Source organism: Frankia sp. AgPm24 (assembly GCF_023243055.1).
Taxonomy (GTDB): Bacteria; Actinomycetota; Actinomycetes; order Frankiales; family Frankiaceae; genus Frankia; species Frankia umida.
The window spans coordinates 5721-24106 of record NZ_JALKFW010000167.1 but is presented as its reverse complement, the minus strand read 5'-3'; the positions used below and the strand labels follow the sequence as shown (position 1 = coordinate 24106).

At 70.8% G+C, this 18386-nt stretch carries 8 protein-coding genes and 1 pseudogene; 7 read left to right on the top strand and 2 right to left on the bottom strand.

Going from position 1 to position 18386, the window contains the following annotated elements:
• Positions 1-114 precede the first annotated feature (114 nt).
• From MXD61_RS10285 to MXD61_RS10265, 5 genes and pseudogenes are all read left to right on the top strand, one after another.
• On the top strand, positions 115-3693 hold the full coding sequence (locus tag MXD61_RS10285) for an amino acid adenylation domain-containing protein (RefSeq protein WP_248812608.1): 3579 nt from the start codon (positions 115-117) through the stop codon (positions 3691-3693).
• A complete protein-coding gene (locus tag MXD61_RS10280; RefSeq protein WP_248812607.1) occupies positions 3690-5270 on the top strand; it encodes a peptide synthetase in 1581 nt (526 codons plus the stop codon). Before MXD61_RS10285 ends, MXD61_RS10280 begins: the two co-directional genes overlap by 4 nt.
• A 570-nt stretch (positions 5271-5840) precedes the next feature.
• Entirely contained in the window at positions 5841-7514 is a 1674-nt protein-coding gene (locus MXD61_RS10275; RefSeq protein WP_248812606.1) for an amino acid adenylation domain-containing protein, read from the top strand.
• Positions 7515-7614: 100 nt separating this feature from the next.
• Entirely contained in the window at positions 7615-8607 is a 993-nt protein-coding gene (locus MXD61_RS10270) for an iron-siderophore ABC transporter substrate-binding protein (protein WP_248812605.1), read from the top strand.
• A 338-nt stretch (positions 8608-8945) separates the two neighbouring features.
• Positions 8946-9494 (top strand): annotated as a pseudogene (locus MXD61_RS10265) (GNAT family N-acetyltransferase); the annotation flags it as partial.
• Positions 9495-9649: 155 nt separating this feature from the next.
• Here MXD61_RS10265 and MXD61_RS28435 read toward each other — a convergent pair.
• A complete protein-coding gene (locus MXD61_RS28435) occupies positions 9650-12706 on the bottom strand; it encodes a TIR domain-containing protein (RefSeq protein ID WP_248812604.1) in 3057 nt (1018 codons plus the stop codon).
• A 1133-nt stretch (positions 12707-13839) separates the two neighbouring features.
• Here MXD61_RS28435 and MXD61_RS10255 point away from each other — a divergent pair.
• Positions 13840-15303: an aspartate aminotransferase family protein gene (locus MXD61_RS10255; protein WP_248812603.1), complete on the top strand. Its 1464-nt coding sequence runs from the start codon at positions 13840-13842 to the stop codon at positions 15301-15303.
• A 104-nt stretch (positions 15304-15407) separates the two neighbouring features.
• Here MXD61_RS10255 and MXD61_RS10250 read toward each other — a convergent pair whose 3' ends face one another.
• On the bottom strand, positions 15408-16049 hold the full coding sequence (locus tag MXD61_RS10250; RefSeq protein ID WP_248812602.1) for an NAD(P)-dependent oxidoreductase: 642 nt from the start codon (positions 16047-16049) through the stop codon (positions 15408-15410).
• Positions 16050-16362: 313 nt separating this feature from the next.
• Between MXD61_RS10250 and fxsT the strand changes: the two genes are divergently transcribed.
• Positions 16363-18386, top strand: a 2024-nt coding sequence (gene fxsT / locus MXD61_RS10245) for an FxSxx-COOH system tetratricopeptide repeat protein (RefSeq protein ID WP_248812601.1), incomplete at its 3' end; no start/stop codon positions are given.

The following is an 18386-nucleotide window of genomic DNA, read 5'->3' as shown; positions in this document are numbered from 1 at the left end:
CGGCGCCGCCCTTCGCTGGCGACGCCTCCCACGGGCGGCGGGCCGTCCAGCCGCCAGCGGGGCGTCCGGCTGATCTCCGCATGTTCAACGTGAAACCGAAAGGAAACTCTGTCGATGGTCGCGAACCCGCCCAACGATGTGTCGCGGCCCGATGGCGCGTCCCGGCCGGACCGGGCGCCGCTGTCACCCGCCCAGCGCCGGTTCTGGTTCCTGCACCAGCTTGACCCGGCCGGACACACCCAGCATCTGACGCTGGGACTGCATCTGACCGGGCCACTGGACGTCGTCGCCCTCACCGCCGCGCTGCACGACGTCGTCGACCGGCACGAGGTGCTGCGCACCGTCTACCCGCCGGACGCGGCCGGTGAGCCGACCGCCCTCACCCTCACCCGGCTCGGCGTCGACCTGCTGACCGTCACCATCCGTGATCTTTCGGTGGAGCTGTGGGGTGCGGCGGCCGACGTCCCCGCGGACGCCACCGTCCAGGTCGATCCGATCGACCTCATCGACCCCGCGGACGACGGCGCCCTGCGGGCGGTGCTGGCCGCGTTCGGACAGGCACCGATCGAGATCACCGACGACATTCCGCTGCGCGCCCAGCTCATCCGGGTCGGCCCGGACGACCATGTGCTGCAGCTGGTCCTCGCCCGCATCGCCGGGGACGAACCCGGCTTCGAGATCCTGCTCACCGATCTCGCCGCCTGCTACGCGGCCCGCTGCCAGGCCCGCCGAGCCGACCTCGGCCCGCCGCCGGCCCAGTACGTCGACCACGCCCGTTGGGCGGCCACCGCCGAGCGGCGGACGACGGTCGCCGACCAGCTCACCTGGTGGCGCGACGAACTCAGCCCGCCGCCGCCCCCGCTCGCCCCCGCCCTGGCCGGCGGGTCACCGGTCGCCGCGACCACCGTCGCTGGTGGGCATCCGACCGTGCAACACCGGGTCACCCTCAGCCCCGAGGTCACCGACCGGTTGCGGGCCCTGGCCGCCGCCCACCGCGCCGACCTCGCCGAGGTGCTGCTCGCCGCCGGCATCGTCCTGGCGCACCGGTGCACCGGTCAGACCGACATCGCCGTCGGCACCTGCGTCCCGGGCCGCGACCGCTCCGGGTTCGCCGACGTCGCCGGCAACTTCGACAACCTGGTCGTGGTCCGCACCCGGGTGGACGCCCAGCAGACCTTCGGTGATCTGGTGGACGTGGTCCGCGCCCGCGCCCAGGCGGCCCGTGACCACGCGGACGCACCGTTCGACGAGGTGGTCCGCGCGGTCCGCGGCGGGAACGCCGGCTACGTCGGCCCGTCGGTCGCGCGCCTGGCCGCCGCCACCGGTGAGGCCGCCCTCGCGGGTGGTGCCGCGACCGCGCACGGCGCCGCGGCCGGCGGGGGTCTCGTCGACGTGCTGGTCGGCTACCAGCCGCCGCTGCCTCCTGAGGTCACCCTCGGAGGTCTGCACGTCGAACCGCTGCGTCTGCGCACCAGCGGCGCGGGCCTGCCCCTGGCCCTGCTCGCCGAGGACAACGGCCTCACCGGCCCGTCCGGCCCGTCCGGCCCGTCCGGCCCGTCCGGCCCGTCCGGCACTGTGACGCTGACCGCTGTTGTCGACACCGGGGTGTTCGCCGCCGCCGACGCCGAACGGTTCGCGGGCCGCCTCGCTCGCCTGTGCGAGCAGATCGGCGCCGACGCGGTCCTCGGTGAGCTCGACACCATGACCGCCACCGAACGTCACCTCGTCGTCGACGAATGGCCCAGTGGACGGACGGACCCGCTGGTCGCCCGCTCTCTCACCGCCCTCGTGGCCGACCAGACCCGCCGTACCCCGGACGCCGTCGCCGTGGTCGCCCCTGCCCGTGCCACCGACCCCGGTTCCGACTCCGCCGCCGGCTTCGACTCCGCCGCCGGCTTCGACTCCGCTTCTGACCCCGGTCTCGCGGGCGAGCCCGTCGTGCTCACCTACCTCGAGCTTGAACAGCGGGCGGACGCGGTGGCCGCCGCACTGCGCGCCGTCGGCGTCGGACCTGAGGTCACCGTGGGGGTGTGCGTGCCACGGTCGGCCGGCCTGATCGTCGCGCTGCTCGGGGTCCTGCGCGCCGGCGGTGCCTTCGTCCCCCTGGAACCGACCTGGCCGGCGCGTCGCCTGGCCGCGGTCGCCGCCGGCGCCGAGATCACCGCGGTCATCACCGCCGTGGACCTCCCCGCCCTCGACGGCGCACCCACCGTGCTCCACCTGGACCTGGCCGGCGACCTGGACCACGCCGGTGACCTGGACCGCACCGCCGACCTGGGCCGCACCGCCGAGCTGGGTGTGGACATGGAGAACCTGGCGTACGTCACCTTCACCTCGGGGTCGACCGGGGAGCCGAAGGGGGTGATGATCCGCCACCAGGCGATCTGCAACCGGCTGCGCTGGCAGGTCGACCTGCTCCGGCTGACCGGGGACGACGTCGTCCTGCACCGCGCGCCGCTCGGCCTGGACATCTCGATCAACGAGATCTTCCTGCCGCTGGTCGCCGGAGCCCGGCTCGTCGTCGCGCCGCCGGGCGTGGAGAGCGACCCGGGCGCACTGCTGGAGATCATCCGCGAGTATTCGGTCACCTTCTGCTATGTCGCGACGTCCATGCTGGAGGCGATGCTCGACCATCCGGGCGCACCCGAGGCGGGACGGTCGTTGCGCTACGTCTGGTGCGGCGGCGAGACGATGGGCGACGAGCTCTACCGGCGCTTCCGTGAACGGTGGAACGCCTGGATGTTCCACGGGTACGGGCCGGCCGAGGCGACGATCGGCGTGTCCTGCCGGGTGTTCGAACCGGCTACGGCCGCCGCCCACGTCACCATCGGACGGCCGAACCCGAACACCCAGCTGCGGGTACTCGACGCCGACTACAACCCGGTACCGGTCGGGACGGTCGGTGAACTGTTCGTCAGCGGCCTGCCGCTGGCCCGCGGCTACCTGGGCGACCCCCGCCGCACCGCCGACCGCTTCGTCCCCGACCCGTTCGGCACCGCACCCGGCAGCCGGATGTACGCCACCGGTGACCTGGCCCGTTTCCGCGCCGACGGCGAGATCGAGTTCCTCGGCCGCGCCGACACCCAGGTGAAGATCCGCGGCTTCCGGGTCGAGCTCGAGGAGATCGAGCACGTCCTAGGCCGCCACCCTGGTGTCCGCCAGGCCGTCGTCGTCCTCACCCACGGCAGCACCAGCAGCGTCAACGGCGGTGGCAACGGCGGTGGCGGCGAGGTGGGCGGTGACGAACTGCGGGCCTACTGGACGCCAGACCCGACCGCCGCGGTCCTACCGGATGCCGCGGAGCTGCGGGAATGGCTCGAACGTCGGCTGCCCCGCCACATGGTGCCGGACGTGTTCGTCGCCGCCGCCGGCCTGCCACCGACGTCCAGCGCCCACCCCGTGCACGTCGAGCCCGCCCCCGGCCTCCAGCGTCAGATCGCCGATGTCTGGTCACACGTGCTCGACACCACCCGGATCGGTGCCCGGGACGACTTCTTCACCCTCGGCGGCCACTCGCTGCTGCTCCCACAGGTCCAGACGCGGCTTGGCCGGGAACTCGGCCGCCGGGTCCGCCTCGCCGAGCTGTACGCGTACACGACCGTCGAGGACCTCGCCCGCTGCCTGGGCGCCACCCCGGCGGTCGCAGCCAGCGCCCCCGCCGGAAACCACTCCCGCCGGAAGAGGAAGCCATGACCGCGGACAACACCACCACCCTGCCCAAGCCGACCACCACCGCCACGCCCACCGACCCGGCTCCGGCACCGGGGGTGTCCGCTTCGGCGGGAGCTTCGGTGGATCTGGCCAGTCAGGTGATCGCCGCGCAGCAGGGTGCCGACGCGCATGCGCTGGTGCGGGCGTTCGCGGCGAACCCGGCGTTTCGCGCGGCCGAATGGGAGGAGCTGACCACCGAGGGCAACCCGTACCGGCGGCCCGTCCGCCCGGCGGACCTGAAGTGGCTGAACTACGCCGCACCGCTGCGCGGCGAGCAGCTGCTGAAGCTGTCCGGCCTGCTCGGTCACCGGATGCTGCGCAACATCTACGACGCGGACCTGCTCTACCTCCCGGCCGCCCGCAACGACGCCGCCGACCACGACGCCACCGACTTCTACCACCCGGACAACCGGCTGCGCGGCGCCCTGGCCCGTCCGGTGCTCGAACGGCACCTGTTCTCGTTCCTCGAAGCGCAGCGCTCCGCCCTGCCGGCGACCACCCTGGACGTGGTGCGCTCCCAGCTGCACGGCTACTGGGAGCAGCGCCGCGACCATCCCGGGGACGCGTTCGCCGTGCTGCGCGGCACCCGGGACCGGCGGGAGGCGACGACGTTCGCGTTGCTGCAGCTGTCGGCCTACCTGCCGGCGACACGTAACGCGACCGCCCGGGCGGCGCTCGGTGAGTACGACCTGGCCCAGCCGTCCGCACGGGCCCTGCTGCTCGACGACTACCGCCGCTGGGTGGGCGACGGTCCGGCCTGGGCGGCGCTGCTCACCTCCGCCGGACTCACCACGACCGTCGGCGCCTACTGGCAGCTCTACCTCAACACCTCCCTGGCCCGCGGTAACCACCTGCACCACCTGTCCCGCGCCCCCGAGCGGCACGCCGAACTGCTCGGCGCGTACGTCCACCAGCGCATCGACGACGCCGCCGTCGCCGCCTCCTGGACGGACGCGGTCGCCGACGCCTTCGGTACCCGTCCCACCCTGTTCACCCCCGCCGAGCCCGCGTCCGGCTCCGCATCCGGCTCCGCATCCGGCTCCGCATCCGCATCCGCGTCCGCGTCCGGGGTCCCCGTGGTGACGCCGGCGGTCCTGGACGACCTGGTGGACGCCCTGCTCACCCCGTTGGTCGCCGCCTGGGGCGAGGGCGCGCTGACGGCCTTCCACACCGGGTTCGCCGACGCCGCCCACCTCGCCCGCCGCCACGACCAGGACCTCGCCGAGCAGCTCGCCTGGGCGGACGCGATCGACGAGCACAAGGCCAGGGCCGAGGCGATCAGCGCCTATCTGACCAACGAGCGCATCGAGGTCGATCTGGACACCTTCGTCGAGACCTGCGACGAGACATCCACGACGCACGTCCACGACGAACATCGTCTAGTGATGATCGAGTCGGGCGACATGCACTTCTGGAACAACGTCACCCACAAGATCTCACTCAGCGACGGCGACAAGATCCTCATCCCCAGGTCCCGGCTGCACGGTTCCACGGTGCTCTCCGGCTCCTGCACCTACCACCAGCCGATCATCCCCGACGACATGTACGCCCGCTTCTGACCCACCCGACCGCCTGTACGGAAACGGGCCGCGTGGTCGCGGTGGTGAGGCGCTTGGTGTCTTCGGCATCCCACGAATCGCACCGAGATCATGGACTGCCGAGGGTTGTTCGCGAATTTCACCCCCCACACACTGAACAACCCTCGGCAGGTGGCCTCATAACCCTCGGCATGCGGCCGAACCACCCCTGCCGCAGGGCCTGATCCGCCTCGGCGCGGCCCGATCTCCCTTGGCGGCGGCCGGATCTTCCTGGCGCGTCGCCTCGAGCGGGGTGCGTCGGCGGCCGGGTGGCGCGATGCGCGTGGGCCACGAAGAGCGTCGCGGGATGAAGTGGCATGAATCGCTTGGGCGACCGGTGTCGGCGATCGCCGCAGCTCTGTCGCGAAAAGTGTTCGATTCGAGCCATGTGGTGATTAGTTAAGGTTCCCTTGCATAGGTAAACCTTACTTGCTAGCCTGCCCTCCGATCGCCTCAGTCTGAGGGCGTTGCGTTGGAAACGTGCTGCTCAGGGCGGTGGTCGGGTCCGAATCGACGTCCGGGCAGAACGGGTCAGACGTGGAACAGAGGGGAGTGGCTGTGCAGCTGCGGGTCGAGGGCTCCCCGGCAGGGGCAGAGGCACAGGTGGGTGCTGCCGGCGGGCCGGAGAGCTTGGCCTTCTGGAACGACTACAGCACTCCTCGCTCCACCACGACCGTCGCCGCGATGTTCACCGACCAGGTGCGACGTCGCCCGCAGGCCCCGGCGCTGGTCGCGCCGTCCGGTACGGGGGACGAGCTTCGGCTCACGTACGGCGAGCTGGGGGAGCGGGTGTTCCAGCTCGCCCGCGGACTGCGGGCCCGCGGGCTCGGCCCGGAGGATGTCGTCGGCATCCGACTCGTCCGCTCAGCCGAGATGGTCGTCGCGGTGCTCGCCGCCATGGTCGCTGGTGGGGCGTTCGTCCCGGTGGAACCGTCCTGGCCCGAGCAGCGCCGCCGTCGGGTTCTCGCCGACGCTCACGCCCGCCTGCTCGTCACGGCCGCCCCCGACGCGGCGAGCGGCGCCGAGGGCGCCGCCGGGGCGACGGACACGGACACGGACACGGATGGGGTGCCGGGTGTCGTGGTGGACCTGGCGGACTGGGGGTTCGGCGCGCAGGCCGCCGAGCCGCTGGACCTGCGGATTCCGAGTGCGGGGCTCGCCTACATCATGTTCACCTCCGGGTCGACCGGAGCTCCCAAGGGGGCGATGATCCGCCACGATGCGATAGCCGAACGGTTGCGCTGGCAGATCGAGGACCTTTTCGAGTTCGGCCCGGAAGACGCGGCCCTGTTCAAGGCGCCGCTGTCCTTCGATATCTCGATCAATGAGATTCTTCTGCCGTTGGTCAGTGGTGGACGAGTGGTCATCGCCGAGCCGGACGGTGAGCTTGACCCGGGCTATCTGCTCGACCTTGTTGCCGATGAGCAGATTACTTTTGTCTACCTGGTCTCGTCCATGTTGGACATTCTTCTCGAGGCGGCGCAGGGCACCACCGATCTCGACTCGCTGCGCCACGTCTGGTGCGGTGGGGAGGTGCTCTCACCGGCGTTGTTCACGCGGTTCCGGGAGCAGCTGGGTACCGCGCTCTACCATGGTTATGGTCCGGCCGAGACGACGATCGGTGTTTCGCACGTCATCTACCGCGATTCCGCTGCCCGGCTCGCCGCGTCCATCGGACGGCCCAACCCGCACACCCAGCTGCACGTCCTGGACGACGGTCTCGCGGCCGTGCCGGACGGGGAGGTCGGCGAGCTCTACGTCGCCGGATTCCTGCTCGGCCGGGGATACGCGCACAACGGCGGGCTGACCGCGGCCCGGTTCGTCGCGAACCCGTTCACCGACGACAGCACCCGGATGTATCGGACCGGGGATCTCGCCCGCTGGAACAGCGCCGGCTGGCTCGAGTTCGTCGGGCGCGCCGACAACCAGGTGAAGATCCGCGGGATGCGCCTGGAGCTGGAGGAGGTGGAGGCGGCCCTGGCCGCCCATCCCCAGGTGCGTCGAGCCGCGGTCGTGCTTTCCCGCGACGGCGCCGCCCCCCGCCTGCTCGCCTTCGTCGTGCCCGACACCGGCATCCCGGACGCGACGGTGTCACCGGATGACGTCCTGGCCCACTGTGCGCGGCTGCTGCCCCAGTACATGGTGCCGAGCGCCGTCACGGTGCTCGACACGCTGCCGCTCACCCCCGGGGGGAAGGTCGACCGCCGCGCCCTGATGCGGAGCTGACGGCGATCCGACGGCGATCCGACGGCGATCGGACATGCACCACCCACGTAGATCGGCGACCGCGGCCCGCGCGCTCGCTCCACAAGGAAACGAGACGGTAGTGCGAAAGAAACTGAAGGTCCTCGCCGCACTGTGGCTGGCGATCACGGCTCTGGTCGTGGCGGCCGGCTGCGGCAGCGGCGGCAGCGACGGCGACGGGACGGCCTCGGCGGGCACGTCACAGGGCGCCTTCCCGGTCACCTTGACGAACAAGTTCGGCACCACGACCATCAAAACCGCGCCGAAACGCGTCATCGCCCTGAGCCTTGAAGAGGACACCCTCGCCACCCTGGGCATCACGCCGATCGCCTACGCGAAGGACGGCTACGGCGCGGCCAGCGACTATCCGTGGCTCAAAGGCAAGATGGACCTCTCGAAGAGCACCGCCCTCGAGGCCAGTGGTGACCTCAACCTCGAGCAGATCGCGGCCCTGCACCCCGATCTGATTCTCGCGACGAACCTCTACAACCTGGCCGACTACTACGATCGGCTTTCCAGGATCGCACCCACGGTCGGCTACACCGAGGACGCTGGCATCGCCACCTGGCAGGAGAACAGCACCCTGATCGGCAGGGCCGTCGGCCGGGAGGCGGACGTCAGGACGGCCATCGCCGCCACCCAGAAGATCATCGACGGGGTGAAGGCGGACCTGCCGGGGCTCGCCGGAAAGACGTTCAGCTATTCCTTCTACTACGAGCCGGGTGGCCTCGCGGTCATCGACGACCCGGAGACCGTCTCCGTGCAGCTCTACTCGGATCTTGGGCTCAGGCTCGCCCCGGGTGTGACAGCGAACGTGAAGGACCGGTCGCTCAGCATGGAGAAACTCGACGCCCTCGACGCCGACTTCATGCTCATCGGCTACGCCACTGACGCGCTGAAAACCGAGATGAACGCCAACAAGCTGTTCACCGACATTCCCGCGGTCAAGGCCGGCCGGGTTCTGCAGGTCGACGCCTTCACCGCCGGCGCCGTCAACAACCCGACGATCCTGAACATCCCGTGGCAGCTCGACCAGCTCAGGCCGACCCTGAGCAAGGTCTCCTCGGCCAGCTGACCGACCGGACCGATAATCCACATTCCGTCACCACTGGGTACTTGGTCCCGTCACTCCGGCAGGTCTTGACTTTCCAGGGCCCCAACCTCTGCGACCACTGGTTTTCCTGACCCGGACGAGGGCCGGCCGATCTCCGGGTGACCGTCCAGCACCCGTCCGGCACAGCCGCTCGCGCGGCGCATGCCACCACCATGCGCCGCGCGAGCTTGCTTCCCGTCAGACATGTGGCGGTCCGGGGTAACACGATCTGGAATATTCGGACAGAAACCGGCGGCACTCCCGGGTATATCTGCGTCGGGGTGCTTCCCTGCCGGCTCCGGTAGGCGGACCATCGTTTCATGACGCTGACCTACGGGGTGCCGAGCCGCTGCGACATACCCACCGTCGTCACCTCGCGGCTGATCCTGCGGGGATGGCGGCCCGAGGATCTCGCTCCGTACGCGGCGATGAACGCCGACCCGGAAACTATGCGTTATCTTGACGGTCCCTTCGGGGTGGACGCCACCGAGCGGCTCGTCACGCATCTGATCGGCATGTGGTCGTTGCGCGGCCACGGCATGTGGGCGGTCGAGGATCGGGGCAGCGGCGAGTTCCTCGGTCGCGCCGGTTCCTATATCGCGCAGGGCTGGCCCGGCATCGAGGTCGCCGTGTCGATTCGCCGCGACCACTGGGGCCGCGGCCTCGGAACCGAGGCGATTCGCGCGTCCCTGGAGTTCGGCTTCGAACGGCTCCCCGTCGACGAGCTGATCACGTCGACCCATCGCGACAACACCGGCATGAACAGCATCGCCCACCGTCTCGGCATGAATTTCCGCGGCGTCGCCGACGTCGGCCCGTGGCGGGCCAGCAACGTGTACGCCATTACCCGCGCCGAATGGCGCTCCCGACCACCCGCCACCACGACCACCATGGCCACCACGACCACCATGGCCACGGTCACCACCGCGACCAGCATGGCCGCCGCGACGACGCCGGCCGCGGCATTACTACGTGTTCGCCAGAGCGGGCCTTCCTCGGGTGGGTATCCGTCGGTTGACTGCGGTCACGGCGAGCAGAGGTCGCGAAAGCGCACACCCGGCAGGTAGTACTGCCACGACGACGCGTCCAGCCCCCTGCCCGCGCGCTGGCAGGCGTAGGCCACGATCTTCTTCGCGACGAATTCGTGGACCGCGGTGAGATCCCAGAGCCGAATCGTCCCGTCATTGGCACCGGAGGCCAGCACCGTTCCTTCCGGTGAGAAGGCGAGCGACAGTGGGGAAAGGGTGTGCCCGGCCAGCGGCTGCCCGATGGGTTTCAGTCTCGGCCAGCTGCTCGGATCGCCGGTGTCGCCCCGCGGCCGGCCGAGTGAATCCGGGTCGGTCGCCCACAGCCGTACTCCGCGGCCCGCATCGGCACTGGCCAGAATCCGGCGATCGGGTGAGAACGCCACCGCCCGCACCGCACCGGTATCGGTGTCGGCTTTGGCCAACGCCGGTTTTCCGTCGCCGCAGCACAGCCGCACGGTGAGCGCCCCCGTCACCGGACCGGGCCCCTCGTCGCCCTCGGCACTCTGCTGGTCGCCCGCCAGGGCAGGGTCGGCCGACGTCACCTGGCGCAGGGGCGCCGCGACACGTGCGGGCCGGGCGTCCACCTGGATGCTCAGATCGCGGGACGGCACGAGCAGCGGACCGAACGCCTCATCCCGCGCGGCGGCCGCTCTCGATGGGAGCCCATCCGCGGTGGCGCCCGAGATGGTGGCGCCCGAGGAAGCAGGGCTGGTGGGGCCGGGGTGCTCGTCTGTGGTCAGCCGGGGTGCGGCGAGGTCGGTCAGATCCCAGGCGAGGGTGGTGCCCAGGGAGTCGTCCGCGGTCAGGCTTCGTCCGTCGGTGGTGAACCGCAGGGCGGTGACGGGGCCGTGTAGTCCGATCAGGGGGCTGCCCACCGCGGCGGGTTCGTCGGCCCGCAGCAGCCACAGGCGCACCGAGGCGTCCGCGGCACCGGCGGCGAGCAGGATCTCGCCCCGATCGGTGCGGACGAACGCCAGCGCCGTCACCGGGGCGCCGACGGTGATGACGCCGGTCGGGTCGGCGGCGAGGCTCTGCAGCAGGTTCTCCTGGCTGGCCAGGTCGGGATGGACAGCCGCGGCGGCCAGGGCCAGGCGCAGCGCCTTGACCCGGTCGGTGGCGCGGACGTCGTCCGCGGCGGTGAGCAGCGACCGCGCCAGGGTCGCGATGCGGGCCCGGTCGGCGCCACGCTGGGCGTTACGGGCGTAGGCGGTCTGCACGGCGGCGAGCGCGGCGGCCGTCAACGCCACCACCAACGCGATCGACAGCAGGCTGACCACCCGCCGCCGACGCAACCGGACACGGCGGGCCTCGCTCTCGGCCCGCTGGTTACAGGCGGCGAGGAACTGGCGGCCGGCCCGGTTCAGGTTGACGACGGGTTCGGCACCCTTGCCGAACTGGCCGTGCGCGCCCCACAGCACCGTGGTGGCCGCGGTGAGCCGGTCAGCCCCCCACAACGGTCCGCCACGAGCCCAGGCGGCGGCGGCCCGTTCCACCTGGCCCTCGGTGAACAGCGCCGCCTCCCGTTCCCGGATCGCCGAGTCCAACGGCTGCCAGGCCGTCAGCAGCGCCTCATGGACCACCCCCACCGCGGTGGTGCCGAGGCTTTCCGCCGGGGTCGACAGCAACCGCTGGTCGACGAACACCCCGAACGCCGTCCGCAGCGCGTCCGAGGACAGTTCCCCGAAGTCGACGCGGCGCCGGGTGCGCCGTCCGGCCTCGTCGATCGTGGCGAGTTCGGCCATGCTGGCCAGAATCACCTCCCGCGGCAGGTGGGCCGCCGTCACCGCCTCCTCCAGCACCGCGTCGGCCCGGATGGTCAGCGCTCCGCGTACCCCGCCCAGCTGGTCATACCGCGCAGCCGAGAGCAGATCTCCCCGGGACAGCCCGCGGGCCAGCTCCTCCAGGGTGAACGCGAGCAGCGGCAGCGCCTCGCCGGCCTCGGTGTCCTCCACCATCCGGCTGACCAGCTCCGGAGCCACCCGCAGCCCCGCCACCCGCGCGGGCTCCGTGATCACCACGCTGAACATCTCGCGCGACAACGGACGCAGCGGGAACGCGTGCAGGTTCGCCCCTCGCAGTTCCGGCACGGCGAACCACTGGTCCTGAAACTCCGACCGCACCGCGACCACCACCCGAACGGCCCCCCCGAGCCCCTCCGAGAGCAACGTCGCGAACCGCGAGCGGGCCTGCGCCGGCGTCCGGGTGAACAGCTCCTCGCCCTGATCCACCACGATTAGCAACCGGTCGCGGGACGGACCCGAGCCCGCCGCCAACAGCTCCTCGGTGATCGACGCGAGCGCTCCCGGCTCCTCCCGCAGCCGCTGGTCGACCTCGGTGGCCGTCCACGGCACTCCCACCGAACCGGCGGCGTTCGCCAGCGCCAACGCCAGCTTGCGGGTCGGATCACGCCCCGGCACGAACGGCTCGGCCACCATCCACCCCGGCTCCTCGCTGAACCGTGCCGTCAGCCCCGCGCTGACCAGGGACGACTTCCCGCACCCCGACCCGCCGACGACCAGCAGCAGCCGACGGTCACTGAGCGCCCGCAGCCGGTGCGCGAGCCGGCGCAGCTCGTCGTCGCGGCCGTAGAAGACCCGCGCCATGTCCCGGGTGAACGGTCGCAACCCCGGAAACGGCGATCGCTCCCACACCCCCCGCCCGCCCGCCGCGTCGATCCGCCGCAGCGCCACATCCAGATCGGCGGCCCACTGCGGGTTGTCGACGGCCACCGCGTACTGCCGGTCGTCCAACAACGGCGAGGACGCCTCCGGCTGTGCCCGCAGCGGCACCAGCAGGCTGCCCACCTCGTGTGCTATTCCGATTTCGTACGCGCACCAGGGCGATGCGTTATAGGCATCGGTGAGCACACAGACAACCGCATCGGCCGCCCGTAGCTCCTGATGCAGCCGTTCCTTCCAGAGATCACCCGGCGGGATACCCTCCCGGATGTTGCGGGCGAGAAAAACCTGATGCTGACGTTCGGACAACCTCTGGTGGACCTCGTCGGCCAGCTCCCCATCGGAGCCAGCGTGGCTGACGAAGATTCGCGCCACTCCACATCCCCAAGAATCGCTGTGCACAGATGATCAGTCGCGCGTGGTGCCTGGGTGCCGGCTGCTCGGCTCGGTGCCTGCTGTCGGGACCCTGCCCCGCCTCTCGAGAATATGTGTACGGGACGTCTTTTTCCGTACGACCCTGTACGGGTCTTCCGCTCCCGCGCGGGTCCGTGCCGTCTCACCTCGGTCGCGTTCACCGCAGATACCCCTGAGAGTTACTGGTGGATGAACGTCCAACGGTTTCCTGTGGCCTCTCTGGTGACAGGAAAGTGAACATTGGACGGATGTCCCGGTCGATTTCCAGCTACCTGCCGACGTCCGCCAGCAATCCCCTGATGCCGAGGCTTCTTCGGCGACTGATGACCCCGTTTTCCCAACAGTCCTCGGCATGTGGCCGTACAGCCCTCGGCATCGCGACCTGGCCTCGTCTGGACCGGCGGGCGCGCCCTGTGCTTCGCAGCAGGCGGGGGCGGGAGGAGGCGGCAGGGAGGAGAGCAGGGCGCGAGCGAGCGGGGCGGGGCGCTGTTGCCCTGGGGGTGGGTGGTGGGGACCCCCGGTGGGAAGCACACCGGACAGACGTCGCCGACCCATCGCGCGATCGCGATGCGACCGTGAACGTCGGTCGGACGACACGCTCACCTGCGAATTGCCCGCGTGCGGGGGACGTGTCCGGCTCGGGTGTCGCCGACGCGACCGTCATTCGGCGGTCCAGTCGCGCAGCCGGGCGGGGTTCGTGGCATGCTCGGATTCCAGCGACGACCGGACGCGACACCGCCGCCCGTGATGCGAAGTCAGCACGGCGGGGCGCCGTCCTTGGTGGCAGTTGTCCGCTTCGGCGGGATGCAGCCGTCATCACCGTTGTCGTGGCGGTATTGCCGTCCTGCGGTAACGCCGTTGTGGCTGACCCTGAGTCCTCATCGTGGAGGTTCGTTGTGAAGCGTGTCGGTGCGATTGTTCTGCTGGTTACGCTCGTGGGTGGCGGGTTCCTCTTCCGGCGTCAGCGCGGCAAGCAGGACGCGTAGTCCCGTCCCGCTACCCGCGGGATTCTTTCGGTTTCCGCGCCCGGCGCGGGTCTCGTCCCGCGTAGTGCGGGACGTCCGTCGACGTGGTGAGGGCAGGGCGGTCCGTCCGTGCACAGATTTGATGCCGACACGGCCGATCTGATGCGGGCGGTCTTCGACGCGACCCGGCTGCGGCTCGGATTCGACCAGGTGCCCCTGGACGGACCCGCCACCCCCGTGGAACTCGCCGCGCGGGTCGGGCAGACGATCACCCCGGGCGGTCTCGGTGGCCGGCGTGCGCTGGAACTGTTCGACGAGGTGCTGGCCCGGGCCTGCATCTCGGCGGACCATCCGCGCAACCTCGCCTTCATCCCGGCCGCCCCGACCAGATCGTCGGTCATGTTCGACCTGCTCGTCGGCGCCTCGTCCATCTACGGCGGAAGCTGGATGGAAGGCGCCGGCGCGGTGCACGCCGAGAACGAGGCGCTGCGCTGGCTCGCGGATCTCGCCGGCCTGCCCGCGGCGGCCGGCGGCGTGTTCGTGCCCGGTGGCACGGTGGGGAACCTGTCGGCGCTGGTCGCGGCGCGTGGGGCGGCCCGCGCGCGGCTGCTCGCCGAGGGCAGGCCGCTACCGTCGCGATGGCGGTTCATCTGCGGCGACGAGGCACACTCGTCGCTCTACCAGGCCGCCGCCGTGCTCGACGCCGAGATCGTCCCCATCCCCACCGGCGCGGACGGTCGCCTCACCGGCCCCCTGCTCGCCGCGGCCCTGGCCGGCTTCGCCCGCGAGGACGCCTCAGTCCGCGAGGACGCCTCCGCCGCGCGGGGGATGCGGCCGGACGGCTATGGCTATGGCTATGGCGAGGCTGGTCGTGATGCGGCGGCGCTGGGGGTGTTCGCGGTCGTCGCGACGGCGGGGACGACGCAGTTCGGGGTTGTCGATGACATCCGGGGCATCGTCGACGTCGCCCGGGAGCATCGGCTCTGGGTGCACGCCGACGGCGCGTACGGACTGGCGGCGCTGGCAGCACCGTCCGCTCGGGTGCGCTTCGATGGCATCGCCGACGTCGACTCGTTCATCGTCGACCCGCACAAGTGGCTGTTCGCCCCGTTCGACGCCTGCGCCCTGCTCTACCGCGACCCGGCCCAGGGGCTCGCCGCGCATGGCCCGCAACGCGCCGGCTACCTCGAGGTACTCGACTCCCATACCAACTGGAACCCGTCCGACTACGCGATAGGCCTGTCGCGACGGGCCCGCGGCCTGCCGTTCTGGTTCTCCCTGGCCACCCACGGCACCCGGGCGTACGCCGACGCGATCGAAGTGACCCTGGCCACCACGCGGGCGGCCGCGGCGCAGATCACCGCGCACCCCGAACTCGAACTCGTCCGGGAACCGGAACTGTCCGTCGTGGTCTTCCGCCGCCGGGGTTGGACGGACACCGACTACCAGCAGTGGAGCAGCGGCCTGCTCCGCGCCGGCTTCGCCTTCGTCCCGCCCACCCGCGTGGCCGGCGAAGCCGTCGCCCGCTTCGCCATCGTCAACCCCCGCACCACCCCCGACGACATCGGCGCCATCCTGTCCACGATGCTCTGACCCGTCACGCGCTGCGGGCGGCGCGGGGATGGGGTTCGTCCCGGCGCCGCCCGAGCTGGCCGCTGGTGGGCAGGGGTGACCACCAGCGGCGATGGGTGGGGTGGTTAGTTGCCCACGGTGAAGCGGCGGTTGCGGTTGCGCGGGTGCTCGATCTCGTCGATCACCGCTACGGCGAAGTCCTCGGTGGAGATGCCGATCTGACCCTGGGCGTCAATGACCGGATGGTCGACACCGGTGCGGTAGGCGCCTCGGCGCTGGCCGCTGCCGAAGTTCTGCGGCGGCGGGGCGATCGCGGCCCACCGGACACCCCGGGCGCCGCGGTAGGTGTCGAGGGCGTCGACCTGGTCGAGCGCGTCCTTGCGCTCGGCGGCGGGGAAGTCGGAGCTGTCGACGAGGCGCTGCCCGTTCTCGTCCTCCAGCGTGCCCGCGCTCGACACGTGGACGACCAGCGGCGCCTGCTCACCCAGGCGTGGCAGCACATCGACGAGGGTGCGGGCCGCGTTCGCGTGCACCGGCCGGTCCACCCCACCGACGGCGACGACGACGGCGTCCGCCTCCTGGGCCAGCCGCTGCACGGTGTCCCGGGACGTCACGTCTCCCTCGACGGCGTTCGCCTTACGGGCGAGCTTCTTCACCCGGGAGGCGTCCACCTCGACCGCGGTGACCTCATGCCCACGCCTGATCGCCTCGTCGGTGATGCGACGCCCGATCTGCCCCGCGGCGCCAAAAACCACAATCCTCGCCATGCCATTGCCTCCGACTCACCGGCCGTGCAACTGATGGATAGTCTCGCGATCCGTTCGACGTGCTGGTGATGCTGGCGTTCTGGTGATGCTGGAAGGCGGTCGGCGCGCCATTGAGCCGACCGCCGTGGTCAGTAACTTCCATTACCTTCCGCGAAAACTATGCTCACGCTCCGCATCACCCGGCAAGTTGACGTCGCCTTTTGGTATGCCACCGGCGCCGCCGTTCGCCCGGCGCGGGTGGGCGGCCGGGCCCTTCCCGGTGGATTCGTCCGCCGGTGGGCTGCGTCGTCCGGTGATGGTGGAGACTGTCTGCGTGACGGTCGGGGGCGCCGTGGATGACGGCTACGAGTGGGACTTCTTCGTCTCCTACACGGCGATGGACCAGCCGTGGGCGGTCTGGGTGGCCTGGGTGCTGGAAGAGGCCGGATTCCGCGTTCTGGTGCAGGCCTGGGACTTCCAGGTAGGAACGAACTGGGTCGCGAAGATGGACGAGGGTGTTTCCCGCGCCCGGCGGACCATCGCGGTGCTGTCCGAGTACTACGCCCGTTCGGTCTACGGGAAAGCCGAATGGCAGGCCGCGTGGGTGTCGGATCCGCTGGGTGCGGACCGACGGCTGCTGGTGTTCCGGGTGACGGACTGCCCCCGTCCGGGTTTGTTGGGCCAGGTGGTGTCGGCGGACCTGTTCGGCCGCACCGAACAGACCGCCCGCGAGACGGCCCTGGGAGCCGCCCGGGCCGCGGCCTTCGGGACCCGCGCGAAGCCGACGACCGCACCGGCCTTCCCACCGAACCAGCGCGCGATCCAGGAACGCGCGGTGTTCCCCGGTGACCTCCCGGCGGTGTGGAACGTCCCCGCCCGCCTGACCCGTTTCGTCGGCCGCCCCGACCAGCTCGCCGATCTGGCCGACTACCTGCTTCCCCGCACCGCCAGCATCGCTGGTGCTGGTGCTGGTGCTGGTGCTGGCGGCGCTGCTGGTAGGCAGACCGCGATGGTCGCGGTGGTGGCGTTGGCGGGGATGGGCGGGGTGGGGAAGACATCCCTGGCCATCGAGTACGTGCACCGACACAGCAGCGACTTCGACGTCGTGTGGTGGGTGGACGCGGAGCGGCCCGAAGCGGTTACCGCGCAGATCACCGAACTCGGCGAGGAGCTGCACCTACCGGTCGGCGTGGAACCCGCCGTGGTACTCGCCGAACTACGCCGCCGCGGGTACCGCTGGCTCCTCGTGTTCGACAACGCGGAGGACCCCGCCACCGTCACCCCGTACCGCCCGGCGGACGAGCGAGGCCGCGTCCTCGTGACGTCCCGGCGCACCCGCTTTCGCAGTCTGGGCGCGACGGTCGAGGTGCCCACCCTGGCTCGTTCGGAATCGGTGACGCTGCTGTCCGGACGAGTCGACGGCCTGGACGACCCCACCGCGGACCAGATCGCCGAGCTGTTGGGAGACCTGGCACTCGCGGTCGAACAGGCCGCCGCCTACTGCGAACAGACCAACATCCCCGCGGCGGAGTTCATCCAGTTGCTCGCCGGACGTCTGGAGGAGGTCGTCGAGCACTTGGGCGAAGTGATGGACCGGGCCGGGGTGACAGTGGCGACGCTATGGGACCTGTCGGTAGCCCGGCTCGCCACCATCGAGCCGGCGGCAGTGGAACTCCTGGAACTGTTGGCGTTCTGCAGCCCCGAACCGGTACCGCTCGACCTGTTCACCAACCAGGCGGAACTCCTCGGCGACAGTACCCTCGCCGCAGCGGCATCCGACTCCCTTGCCTGGCCGCGTGCGGTCGGAGCCCTCGTCAGCCACGGACTCGCCACCCGCGAGAAGAACGCGATATCAGTACATCGCCTGATCCAGGCAGTAACCCGTCGCCGAACCCCGGCCATCCGCGAACAGGCGGCACTCGCCACCCTGCTGAGACTGCTACAGGCCGATCTGCCAGGTGATATCTACCAGTCGCCGCAGAACTGGCCGCGATGGCGAGACCTGCTGCTTCACGTTCTCGCCGTCGTCGATCGGACGCCGGACCCTCGTGCCATGTCGCCGGTGCCAGCGGATGACGTACCCGCCGACATCGCAGATCTGACGTGGCTGTGCGACCGAACGGCGACCTACCTCCAGGAACGCGGCCGAGTCAGCGAGGCGTTGCGGCTGTTCGAGCGGGCGTTGGCGATTGGCGAGGCGGTGTACGGCCCGGACCATCCAGAGGTCGCCATCCGGCTGAACAATCAGGCGTTGGCATTGCGTGATCTTGGTCGGGTGGGGGAGGCGTTGCGGCTGTTCGAGCGGGCGTTGGCGATTGGCGAGGCGGTGTACGGCCCGGACCATCCAGAGGTCGCCAT